10 protein-coding genes and 1 pseudogene are annotated in these 11,948 nt (G+C 65.9%); 2 read left to right on the forward strand and 9 right to left on the reverse strand.

Features of this window, described 5'->3' with window-relative positions; genetic code table 11:
- Positions 1 to 1,519 (forward strand): acyl--CoA ligase (locus EOA36_RS13340; protein ID WP_245464343.1); only part of this gene is annotated, 1,519 nt, incomplete at its 5' end.
- Positions 1,520 to 1,521: 2 nt separating this feature from the next.
- Positions 1,522 to 2,502 (forward strand): 2-dehydropantoate 2-reductase, encoded by a 981-nt coding sequence (locus tag EOA36_RS13345; RefSeq protein ID WP_127278044.1) that lies wholly within the window; start codon positions 1,522 to 1,524, stop codon positions 2,500 to 2,502.
- A 73-nt stretch (positions 2,503 to 2,575) separates the two neighbouring features.
- On the opposite strand, the gene EOA36_RS13350 is transcribed toward EOA36_RS13345, so the two are convergent.
- The 9 genes and pseudogenes from EOA36_RS13350 to EOA36_RS13400 form a co-directional block, all read right to left on the reverse strand.
- Complete coding sequence (locus tag EOA36_RS13350) at positions 2,576 to 3,415, reverse strand: hypothetical protein (RefSeq protein ID WP_127278045.1); 840 nt, start codon at positions 3,413 to 3,415, stop codon at positions 2,576 to 2,578.
- Between the two features lie 338 nt (positions 3,416 to 3,753).
- Positions 3,754 to 4,032: pseudogene (locus EOA36_RS13355) on the reverse strand (branched-chain amino acid ABC transporter permease); the annotation flags it as partial.
- 26 nt (positions 4,033 to 4,058) lie between these two features.
- Positions 4,059 to 5,990, reverse strand: coding sequence for an ABC transporter ATP-binding protein (locus EOA36_RS38235; protein WP_189522207.1), 1,932 nt, complete (start codon positions 5,988 to 5,990; stop codon positions 4,059 to 4,061).
- A 208-nt stretch (positions 5,991 to 6,198) separates the two neighbouring features.
- Positions 6,199 to 7,143, reverse strand: a complete 945-nt coding sequence (locus tag EOA36_RS13375) for an acetamidase/formamidase family protein (protein ID WP_127278046.1) — start codon at positions 7,141 to 7,143, stop codon at positions 6,199 to 6,201.
- On the reverse strand, positions 7,133 to 8,776 hold the full coding sequence (locus EOA36_RS13380) for an ABC transporter substrate-binding protein (RefSeq protein WP_127278047.1): 1,644 nt from the start codon (positions 8,774 to 8,776) through the stop codon (positions 7,133 to 7,135). Before EOA36_RS13380 ends, EOA36_RS13375 begins: the two co-directional genes overlap by 11 nt.
- A gap of 46 nt (positions 8,777 to 8,822) precedes the next feature.
- The gene (locus EOA36_RS13385; protein WP_127278048.1) at positions 8,823 to 9,743 is read right to left on the reverse strand and encodes an ABC transporter permease; all 921 of its coding nucleotides are present in this window, start codon (positions 9,741 to 9,743) and stop codon (positions 8,823 to 8,825) included.
- Positions 9,744 to 9,773: 30 nt separating this feature from the next.
- Complete coding sequence (locus EOA36_RS13390) at positions 9,774 to 10,679, reverse strand: ABC transporter permease (RefSeq protein WP_127278049.1); 906 nt, start codon at positions 10,677 to 10,679, stop codon at positions 9,774 to 9,776.
- Positions 10,657 to 11,274, reverse strand: coding sequence for an ANTAR domain-containing protein (locus EOA36_RS13395; protein WP_127278050.1), 618 nt, complete (start codon positions 11,272 to 11,274; stop codon positions 10,657 to 10,659). Before EOA36_RS13395 ends, EOA36_RS13390 begins: the two co-directional genes overlap by 23 nt.
- Positions 11,271 to 11,948 (reverse strand): transporter substrate-binding protein (locus EOA36_RS13400; RefSeq protein WP_145969166.1); only part of this gene is annotated, 678 nt, incomplete at its 5' end. The genes EOA36_RS13395 and EOA36_RS13400, both read right to left, overlap by 4 nt.

The following is an 11,948-nucleotide window of genomic DNA, read 5'->3' on the forward strand; positions in this document are numbered from 1 at the left end:
GACCCAAACCCACCCAGACCTCTCCCGCCGCCTCGCCGCCGGAGACGACAACGCCCCCGCCATCCTGGCGCCCGACAGGCCCACGCTGACCCATGGCGGTCTGCGCGCGCTGATCGCCGCCACCGCCACTCAGCTGCACGCCCTCGGCATCGGCCAGGGCGACCGGGTGGCGATCGTGCTGCCGAACGGACCGGAGATGGCGACGGCCTTCATCGCGGTGGCGGCCACAGCCTCGACGGCGCCGCTCAATCCGGCCTACCGGGCCGACGAACTCGATTTCTATCTCACCGACATCGGCGCCAAGGCTATCCTCGTCGCGGAGACCGAGACCGGTCCGGCCGTGACGGTGGCCGAGCGTCTCGGCATCGGCGTGCTGCGGCTCATCGTGCAGCCAGATGCTCCGGCCGGCAGCTTCATCATCGAGGGCAAGGCGGTCGGCCCGCAGGCGGCGCCCGCCATGGCGGGGGACGACGACATCGCGCTGTTGCTGCACACCTCCGGCACGACGTCGCGGCCCAAGCTGGTGCCGCTCAGCCATGCCAATGTCGCGGCCTCCGCCCGCCATATCGGCGCGACGCTCGGCCTGACGGCCAGCGATCGCTGCCTCAACATCATGCCGCTGTTCCACATCCATGGGCTGATCGCGGCGGTGCTGTCGTCGCTCGCCGCCGGCGGCAGCATCTACTGCACGCCGGGCTTCAACGCGCTGCGCTTCTTCCAATGGCTGAGTGACGCGAAACCAAGCTGGTACACGGCCGTGCCGACCATGCACCAGGCGATCCTGGCGCGCGCGGCGCGCAATGAAGGCGTGCTGGCAGCAGCTAAGCCGCGCTTCATCCGCTCGTCCTCGGCATCGCTGCCGGCGCAGGTCATGGCCGAACTCGAAGCGACCTTCGGCTGCCCGGTCATCGAATCCTATGGGATGACCGAGGCCGCGCACCAGATGGCCTCAAACCGGCTGCCGCCGGGCTTGCGCAAACCGGGCAGCGTCGGTGCGGCGGGCGGACCCGAAGTGGCGGTCATGGCGCCGGACGGACGGCTGATGCAGGCCGGCGAAACCGGCGAGATCGTCATTCGCGGACCCAATGTCACGTCAGGCTACGAGAAGAACCCGGACGCCAACGCCACGGCCTTTGCGCATGGCTGGTTCCACACCGGCGACCAGGGCGTGCTCGACGGCGACGGCTATCTCAAGGTTACCGGCCGGCTGAAGGAGATCATCAACCGCGGCGGCGAAAAGATCTCGCCGCTCGAGGTCGACGACGTGCTGATGGACCATCCGGCGGTGGCGCAGGTCGTCACCTTCGCCATGCCGCATGACAAGCTTGGCGAGGAGGTGGCGGCGGCCGTGGTGCTGCGCGAAGGCATGAGCGCCACCGAGGGCGATATCCGCGCCCACGCCGCGACCCGGCTCGCCGATTTCAAGGTGCCGCGCAAGGTGCTGATCCTGGACGAGATCCCCAAGGGCGCCACCGGCAAGCTGCAGCGCATCGGGCTCGCCGCCAAGCTCGGGCTCTGACGATGAAGATCACCATCTTCGGCGCCGGCGCCATCGGCGGCTATCTCGCGGCCAAGCTGGCCATCGCCGGCCGCACCGATCTGTCGATCGTCGCCCGCGGCGCGCATCTCGAAGCGATCAAGGCAGATGGCCTGCGCCTGATCGAGGACGGACAGGAAACGACCGCCCCGGTCAGGGCCGCCGCCAAGGCGGAAGAGCTTGGCGCGCAGGATTATGTCGTGCTGGCGCTGAAGGCGCATTCCGTCGCGCCCGCGCTCGACCAGATCGCACCGCTGCTTGGGGACCACACATCCGTCGTCACCATGCAGAACGGCGTGCCGTGGTGGTATTTCTACAAGGCCGGCGGCGCGCTCGAAGGCACCAGGCTGCAGCAGGTCGATCCCGGCGGCACGGTCTGGGAACGGCTCGGCCCGCAGCGTGTCATCGGCTCGGTCGTCTATCCCGCCGTCGAGGTCGACGCGCCCGGCCTCATCCGCCATGTCGAGGGCAGGCGCTTCTCGCTCGGCGAGCCCTCGGGCGAGAAGAGCGAACGGACCATGCTTCTGGCCGGGGAGTTGGTCAAGGCCGGGCTGCAGGCGCCGGTCCGCGACGACATACGCGGCGAAATCTGGATAAAGCTGTGGGGCAACCTCTCCTTCAATCCGATCTCGGCGCTGACCGGCAGCACGCTGGCGGGAATCGTCGCCGACGAGGGCACCCGCACGCTCGCCCGCGCCATGATGCTGGAAGCGCAGGCGATCGGCGAAAGCCTCGGCGTGCGCTTCCCCATAGACGTCGACCGCCGCATCAAGGGCGCCGGCGATGTCGGCGAACACAAGACCTCGATGCTGCAAGACCTGGAACGCGGCCGCCCTATGGAGATCGACGCGCTGGTGGGCGCGGTGCAGGAACTGGGGCGGCTGACGGGGCAGCCGACGCCGGCGATCGACGGGGTGCTGGCGCTGGTGCGGCGGCTGGCGGTGGAGCGCGGGTGTTACGGGTGAGGAGGCGGGCTGAGCCTGCGCTTGCGCGCCATCCCTCTCGACAAGAGCTGAACGCGATCGAAAGCAGGCGTGCTCAGTTGGTGCTGGTTGTTGCGGTAAACCCGCACTGCTTCTGTTCCATCTCGATCTGTTTCGTGATGCGGACGGCGTTCTGTGCGTAGGCCTCCGTCACCGAGCCACTATTCACGGTCTTGTCCTTCAGTGGGCTGACGCCCGCGCAGAGATGGAAAACATGCGGCTCCGTGGACTTCGCGGCTCCGTTTTCGGGCGCGATCCAGTAGACGACATCCTGACCGGCGGGATTTGCCGCGTCCTTCGTCGCCGCAGCCACCGCGGCCGAGTCGGTGGCTATCGCCTGCGCCTGGGCGGCGACGTCGGGCGAACAGGCGGTGGTGGGCTGCCCCGACTTGATCTGGGCTGCGCAGGCGTTCATATCCTGGGTGTATTGTTCGACCGACGGGGGTTTGAAACTGATCCCCATGACAGTCGCGAGCACGGCCAGCGCAGCGCCGAGGCCGCCGGCAACCTTCTTGGTCTGCGGATCCATGTTTTTGTCGGTGAGGATCAGGAAAACCAGCGGGAGGAAGGCTATCAGCGTGATGATTGCGCCGAGCTGGTTTTGGAAGAAGAACCTGGCTGTGTCGGATGCACGGGCCGGATCGTGCCTGTTGGCCGCCTTCCACAGCAAATTGCCGGCGATTGCGAAAATCGCAATGCCGACCAGAAGGCCGATGATCAGCGGCAGGTGTCCCTGGTCGAACCTGTTCTGGCGAAGCAGAATAATCCCGTAGATCTCGCCGCCAATGGCGACGATCCACGACAGTGCGGCGAAAAGGCGAAGACGCGTGGCGGAGGACTTCTGGCCCTGCGTCGCTTGCCAATCCTTGGTAACGTCTGGCTTGTTGTCGGTCATTGACCAGATCCCCTGATATCGACACTTATGCGAGCGGCATTGGACCAGAAGGCCAACCCGCCCTGCGCTGCGTCATTCAACAAACGTCACCTGCCTTAGCGACGCGGCGAAAACGCGAATACCATAGCAGGCTTCATCCCCATCCATATTGCGCATGATTGGATCCGTCCATACCCACGGAGGCGGACGCCTATGCGGCGATGGCTCCGTTCTTCTTCATCTCCGGCTCGAACTTGACGCTGCCTTCTCGCTTGCCTCGCCGATCAAGACGTTCCCACTCTGGGCAAAGCGCCCCTTGCGGCAGCCCGCTCAATCGCGGTTAGTCGATCTGGAGCTGATCAGCCCCTGCCCGGCCGTTTGAGAAGCCGCGCGTAAAGTTCGCCGACGATGCCGCGTCGGAAAATGGGCACGCACACCATGAAGATCAGCCCCGTCGCGATGGTCACCGGGAAGCCTGACGTGGCCAGCGTGTTTTCCAGGCCGACGACGAGGCTGGCGCCGATGATCGGGCCGACCATGGTGCCGATGCCGCCGAGAAGCGTCATCAGGATCACCTCGCCCGACATCTGCCAGGTGACGTCGGTGAGGGTGGCGAACTGGAAGACGATCGCCTTGAGGGAGCCCGGCCAGCGGCGGCCGTCCCTCAGCCCTCGGCGGCGACGAGATGGCCGTCGCCGACGTCGCTCAGCGCCAGTTTCAGCGGCGCCTCGCCGATCCGGCGCGTCGCGCTGGGGATTTCCTGATCGAGGCGGGCGAAACGGTTTCTGCGCCGCGCGGGATCGGGCACCGGCACGGCTTCGATCAGCCTTTTGGTGTAGGGGTGGCGCGGGTTTGAAAAAACCTGGTCGCGCGAGCCCATCTCGACGATCTGGCCGAGATACATGACGGCGACACGGTCGGAGATGTTCTCGACCACGGCCATGTCGTGCGAGATGAAGAGATAGGCGACACCGAATTCGCGCTGCAGTTCCTTCAACAGGTCGAGCACGCGCGCCTGCACCGAGACGTCGAGCGCGGAGACGCTTTCATCGGCGATGATCAGTTTTGGCCTGAGCGCCAGCGCACGCGCGATGCAGACACGCTGGCGCTGGCCGCCGGAAAATTCGTGCGGATAGAGCTCCATCTGATCCGATGACAGGCCGACACGATCGAACAAGGCCGCGACCCGCTCGCGGCGCTCTTCCTTCGAGGCGATGCCGTGGATGACCAGCGGCTCGGCGACGAGGTCGCCGACGCGCATGCGCGGGTCGAGCGAAGCAAACGGATCCTGAAAGATCATCTGCACGTCGCGGCGCACCGCCTTGCGCTCGTCCCGGCCGAGGCCGGACAGGTTGCGGCCGCCGACGACGATGTCGCCGCTATACGGCACCAGCCCGGCCAGCGCCTTGGCGGTGGTCGACTTGCCGCAGCCGGATTCGCCGACCAGCGCCAGCGTCTCGTTGGGCGCGATCGAGAAGCTGACGCCCTCGACGGCATGGACGCGGCGGGTGACCCGACCGAAGACGCCGCCGCGCAGGTCGAAGCGGACGTGGAGGTCTTTGACCATGGCGACGGGGGTTGAGTGCTCGGCGGAAGGCCCCCTCATCCGGCCCTGCGGGCCACCTTCTCCCCGTGGGGGAGAAGAGGAGGTTGACGCCACGGCCAGTTCCTCCTCTTTCCGTTGGGCAAAGGAGACTGGCGCGAACGTCGAAGAACTCCTCTCCCCTGGGGGAGAGGTCAGCCGAGCGGAGCGGAGGCTGGGTGAGGGAGCCGGCGCCGAGTCCGGATCCCGTCGCTTGCCGATACGCGGCACGGCGGCGAGCAGCTCGCGCGTATAATCGGCTTGCGGGTGAGCGAAAATGTCAGATGTCTTGCCTTCCTCGACCATGCTTCCATGCCGCATGATGATGACGCGGTCGGCCATCTCGGCGACCACGCCCATGTCGTGGGTGATCAGGATGACGCTGGTGCCATGCTGCCGTTGCAGGTCCCGCAGCAGCTCCAGCACCTCGCCCTGCACGGTGACGTCGAGCGCCGTCGTCGGCTCGTCGGCGATCAGCACGTCGGGCTCCAGCGCCAGCGCCATGGCGATCATCACCCGCTGGCGCATGCCGCCGGAGAGCTCATGCGGAAACTGTTTTAGCCGGCTTTCGGCTTCCGAAATGCGCACCGCCTTCAGCGCCTCGATGGCACGCTGGCGGGCCTGCGCAGGCGTCAGGCTGGTGTGCGCCTCGATGGATTCGGTGAGCTGGCGACCGATCGACAGCACCGGATTGAGCGATGTCATCGGCTCCTGGAAGATCATGGCGATACGGTCGCCGCGGATACGGCGCATGCGGCGTTCGTCAAGCGTGGTCAGCTCGGTGTCGGCCAAACGGATGGTGCCGGCGGAGATGCGCGCGGCGGGCTGCGGCAGCAGCTGCATGATGGCAAGCGCGGTCATGGACTTGCCGGAGCCGGACTCGCCGGCGATGCAGAGCGTTTCGCCGCGCTCGAGCGTCAGGGAGAGGTTGGAGACGACCTCGCGGGAGCCCTCCTCGCCGCGCACGGAGACGGAGAGGTTGGCGATGGTGAGGATGGGGTTGGTGGTGGTCATTGCAGGCGCAGGCTTCCGAGAGGTTTAGCGCGGCACGCCCCCCTCTGTCCTGCCGGACATCTCCCCCTCGAGGGGGGAGATTGAACGGCACGCAGGGCTTCGCCAATTTCCAACGCTGCAATGGGGGAAGCCGGCATGAATGACAGCCAATCTCCCTCCTTGAGGGGGAGATGCCCGGCAGGGCAGAGGGGGGTGCGGCGCCGACCCCTCATTCAAACACGCAACGCGGAAAATAGAACGACACCACCCAGTTGGGCATGTCGACGATCTCACTGATGCGGAGATCGCCGCAGACCGAGGCCAGCATGTAGGCCTCGACGGGATCTATTTTGTAGCGGCCCGCCAACAAATCGACCATCTGCGCGACCGCTTCCTTCGCGCCCGTCATCAGGTCGGGGCCTATGCCGGTCGTCACCTCATAGCCCTTGGCGTCGAGATGGCGCGTCACCGGGCCAGATGTGGTGAAGCGTGGCGTCTTCAGCCGCGCATCTTTCACCAAATCGAGCTTGAGCACGACGTCCATCGGGCTTTCGATCGCGGTGCCGCAGACCTCGCCGTCGCCTTGCGCGGCATGGGTGTCGCCGACCGAGAACAGCGCGCCCGCCACCTCCACCGGCAGATAGAGCGTGGTCCCGGCGGCAAGGTCGCGAATGTCGAGATTGCCGCCGACGCGACGTGGCGGCACCACCGAGTGGTGGCCCATCTCGGCCAGTGCATTGCCGATGGTGCCGGCAAAGGGCTTCAACGGCACGCGGGCATTTTTGCCGAACAATGCTGGCTCCAGTGAAGCCGCATCGTATTTCCAGATGTTCAGCGCCGGCTCCTTGAAGTCGTCGGCGAGCAGGCCGAAGCCCGGAATGTTCGCCGTCCAGCCGAAGCCGGACGGTTTGAACATCTCGATCGTCACCTTCAGCGCATCGCCGGGCTCGGCACCCTCGACGAAGATCGGTCCGGTAACCGGATTGATCCCCGCGAAGTCGAGCTTGGCAATGTCGGCGGCGGTGCTATCGGGCCTCAGCTGGCCACCGCCGGCATCGAGGCACTGGAACTCGATGGTGGAGCCGGGCGCCACGCGCTGCGCCGGGACAAACGAATTGTCCCAGCCGAAATGGTGATGGCGCCCGTGGATGGTGTAGTCGCAGTTATTGCACATCTTTTACGTACACATTGTCGTAGTTGATCGGGACATGGACCGGGTCCACGTAGAGGTTGTCGGCGCCGCCCATGCGGGCCGATTTCATGGTGAATCGCTGCTCGTTGAAGACCGGCGCCCAGGGCGCGTCCGCCATGATCTTCGCGTAGATGTCGCTCCACATCTTGCTGCGCTCCCCGGCCTTCGCAGGGTCGACAATCGAGTCGGCCTCGGCCGCCTTGGCGTCGAGGTCCTTGTTGCAATACCACGACCAGTTCCAGCCGCCCGGCACGGCACCGGCGCAGCCCAGGATTGGACCGTAGAAGTTCGACGGATCGGGGAAGTCGGCGATCCAGCCCATGCCGCCCGACCAGATCATCGGCGCGCCGGCCTTGTCGCCGCCGGCGGCGATGACGTTGGCCTGCGCCAGCGACTGGATGCTGGCCTTGATGCCGATCGCCGCAAGGTCCTGCTGGATCGCCTGGGCGATGCGTGGGTTGGGGTCGGTGTTCATGGCGAACAATTGCGTCTCGAAACCATCGGGATGGCCGGCCTCGGCAAGCAACGCCTTGGCCTTGGCGACGTCGTAGGGATAACCCTTGTACTCCTTGTCATAGCCCGGCATCGATGGCGGCAGCGGCTGGTTGGCCGGCACGGCGCGGCCGTTGATGATCTGGATGATGCGCGCCTTGTTGAGCGCCATGTTGACGGCCTGGCGCACCTTCACATTGTCGAACGGCGCCATGGTGGTGTTCATGGTGACATAGCCGGTGTGCAGCTGGCCGCCCTCGACGACGCGCGCCTTCTGCTCGGGATCGGCCATCACCTCCTGGAATTTTGCCGGAGGAATGCCGTCGAGCGGCAGGTCGATCTCACCTTTCTGCAGGCGCAGCAAAGCCACGATCGGCTCCTGGCCAACCTCGAAGGTGATCTTGTCGAGATGCGGCAGGCCTTTGTGCCAATAGTCCGGATTGCGCTCGAAGACGATGCGCTGGCCGAGCGTCCACTCGGCGAGTTTGAACGCCCCGGTGCCGACCGGATGCTTGCCGAAATCGGCGCCATATTTTTCGACCTCTTCCTTCGGCACGACATGCGAGAAGTTGATGGCCATGACATGCAGGAAGGTGGCATCGGGGCGGGTCAGCTCGAACTTGACCGTGTAGGGGTCGACGACGGTGACGCCGGAGAGGCCCTCGGCCTTGCCCGCGGCGACATCGTCATAACCCTTGATCGAGCCGAAGAAGCCGGCGCCGGGGCTCTGCGTCTTCGGGTTGGTGACGCGGTCGAGCGAATATTTGACGTCGTCGGCCGTCATCTCGCGGCCATTGTGGAATTTCACGCCGTGGCGCAGCTTGAAGGTGAAGGTCTTGCCGTCGGGTGAAATCTCGTAGCTCTCGGCGAGGTCGGGCTTGAGGTTGGTGGTGCCGGGCTCGTAATCCATAAGTCCGTCGAACAGGCTCTTGATCATCGACCAGTTCTGCCAGTCATAGCCGATCGCCGGATCGAGCGTCGTGACATCGTCCTTGTATGTGGCGATGATTTCGCCGCCCTGCCTGGCGTTGGGGTCGATCGTTTCCTCGGCGCGGGCGCTGGTCATGCCGAGCATCAGCGCCAAGGCCGATGCGGCTACGGTCGATGCGAGAAACTTCTTCATTGTCGTGTTCCCTTTCTCTGTTTGTTTTCTGGTTTCATCCGGGCGCTCATCTCAGTTTGATACGGGGGTCGATGAACGGCGCGATGATGTCGGCCAAGAGGTTGCCGAGCACGATGGCGAAGGCCGATACCAGCGTGACGCCCATGATGATCGGGATGTCGACACGCTGGATGGCTTGCCAGGCGAGCTGGCCGATGCCGGGCCAGCCGAACACGCTTTCAACGACGACGATGCCGCCCATGAAGATGCCGATGTCGATGCCGATCATGGCGATGACCGGCAGGATGGCGTTGGGCAGAGCATGGCGGAAAATGATGGCGCCCCGTGCCAGCCCTTTCGCACGCGCGGTGCGCACGTAATCCTGGCGCAGCACGTCGATCATCGACGAGCGCATCATGCGCGCGTACCAGCCGGCGCCGAGAATGCCCATGGTGAGCGAGGGCAGCACGAGATGGCGCCAGGTGCCGTAACCACCGATCGGAAACCAGCTCAGCCTAACCGCAAAAACGTAGAGCAGCAAAAGGCCGACGACGAATTGCGGCGCCGAGACGCCGACGAAGGAGGCGACCATCAAGGTCTGATCGGTGGCGGTGCCGCGCTTGACGGCGGCGATCAGGCCCATCGAGAGGCCGATCAGCAATTCGCACAGGATGGCGCCGACCATCAGAAGCAGGCTGGCCGGCAGCCGCGAGACGATGAGCTCGGTGACTTCGGAGCGCTGGATGTAGGAGCGGCCGAGATCGCCGCCGACGAGCTTCACCAGATAGTGCCAGTACTGGACGACGAAGGGCTGGTCGAGGCCGAGCTGCTGGCGGATGTTCTCCACCGTCTGCGGCGTGGCGCTGCGGCCGGCGATCTGGCGCACCGGATCGGCGGGCAGGAGATAGAGCAGCGCGAAGGTGATCAGCGAGACGCCGAGCAGGATGAGCAGCGACTGGATCAGTCGGCGGCCGAGATAGGCGATCATGACCGGCCTCCCATTATTCCCGGCCCCCCATTATTCCCGGCCCCTTTGCGTCGGGTCGAGGATGTCGCGCAGCGCGTCGCCGATCAGGTTGAAGGCCAGCGCCAGCGCCAGGATCGCGGCGCCGGGAAAAAACACCAGCCAGGGTGCGGCCTGGAAATAGGTCTGGTTCTCGAAGATGATGTTGCCCCACGATGCCGTCGGCGGCTGCACGCCGATACCGAGGAAGGAAAGCGTCGCCTCCAGCAGCACCGTGGTCGAGATGCCGAGCGTGCCCCAGACGATGATGGTGGGCAGGAGATGCGGCAGTATGTGGCGAAACAGGATGCGCGGCGCGCTCGCGCCGATGGTGCGCTCGGCGTCGATGAACTCGCGTTCGGCGAGCGACGAGGTTTCGGTGTAGATGACGCGCGCGGTCTGCACCCAGTTGACCAGGGCGATGACCATGGCGACGATCCAGAGGCTGGGCTGGAACACCGCCGCCAGGCAGATGGCCAGCAGCAGCGCCGGGAAGGCCATCATCAGATCGGTGAAACGCATCAGCGCGCTGCCGACCCAGCCGCGGAAATAGCCCGCGCTGACGCCGACAAGCGTGCCTATGAGCAGCGCCACGCCATTGGCGACGATGCCGATGATCAGCGAGGTGCGCGCGCCGTAGAGGATGCGGGTCAGAAGATCGCGCCCGAGCAGGTCGGTGCCCAGCCAGAATTTCGCGGTCGGCGGCAGCGGCGAGCCCTCGATGGTCAGGCCGTCGAACATCTGCTCGTTGGGATCGTAGCCGGTCAGCCACGGCGCCAGGATCGCGCCGGCGACGACGATGGCCACGATGACCAAGCCGAGCAGCGCCAGGCGGCGCTTGGTCAGCCGGCGCCAGACGCCGGCGCGCGGCTTGGCCGGCATGCGCCCGGCCGTGAGATTAGGCGCGATGGGACTGGTCATCGCCGCCTTCCTCTTCGGTCTTGGCCTCGTCCGTCATCGCCACGATACGGCGCGCGGCGTCCTCGACGCTGATCTGCCAGCTCATCGCCAGCGAGCGCAGCTGCGCATAGGCGCGGTCGTCGTCGCCGCCTTTCGACAAAGCCGAGACAGCCCGCACGATGGTCTGGCGCTCGGCGACACGCTGGCGCAGCGCGGCGATCTCGCCGGCTAAATGCTTTCGAGCCTCGAAACTCTGGCGCGCGATCAGCAGCGCGCTGTAGACGCCGGCATTGCCGACCGGCTTCAGGAGCTGGGCATCGGCCTTGTGCGACAGCGCCCATTCGATGCGGCCGGGCGCTTCGGAACCGATCAGCGCCACCAGCGGCATCGGCGCCTCGCCCGGCTTCCAGGGGAATTGCTCGTCGAAGCCGAGATCGGCGTCGAAGAAGACGAAGTCGGCGGCCAGCGCCTCCGGCGCCAGTTCCGGCCAGCAGTCCACGGTGACAAGCCCGATGGCCGACAATTGCCTGGTGATCGCCTGCACCGTCGGGTGCGGGCGATGCAGGACAAAGGCCCTGGCGCCGCCGAGATTGGGGATGCGCGGGGTTCGGGTCACGACACCACCCTGAGGCGTGGCCGGCCGAATGTCTTTGCGGGGTCGTAGCGCGACAGATACGGGTCCGGCGCGACCTCGTCCTCGCGGCTGACGACTTCGAAGAAGCCATCCGCGATCCGGCCGATGATGACAGGCAGCGTCGCGTGCTGGGAATGGGCGTCGATGGCGATCGGGCCGAGGCGGGTGGAAAAGCGCCGTTCGGCGAAGGCCTTGGAAAATTCCGCCGGGCCGGCGTCGGGATCGCGCGACAGCACGTCGGCCATCACCTGCACCGAGGCATAGGCGGAGGCTTCGAAGGAGGAGGCGAAGGCGGCCGGCCTTGGCGCGAAATAGGGCCCGACCGACAGATGGCCCTTGCCGGTCTCGCCGATCGCCGGCAGCTCGCCCTCGGTGAGGTTGCAGGAGATCACCGGGCAGTTTTGCGAACTGAAGGCGGGATCCTCAATACCCAGGTCACGATAGGCCGCCAGGAAGGCATAGGACGAGGTGCCGATCAGATTGTTGAGGATGAAGTTCGGCCGCGTCGCCCGGATTTCGGCGATCAGCCGCGACACGTCGGTCTCGCCGATGCGCAGATAGCGCTCGCCCAAGACCTTGCCGCCGGCGTCCGCGATCAGGTCGCGCGCGACGCGGTTCATCTCCCAGCCCCAGATGTAGTTCGAGCCGAGCAGAAA

The organism is Mesorhizobium sp. M8A.F.Ca.ET.021.01.1.1, assembly GCF_003998025.1.
GTDB lineage: Bacteria > Pseudomonadota > Alphaproteobacteria > Rhizobiales > Rhizobiaceae > Mesorhizobium.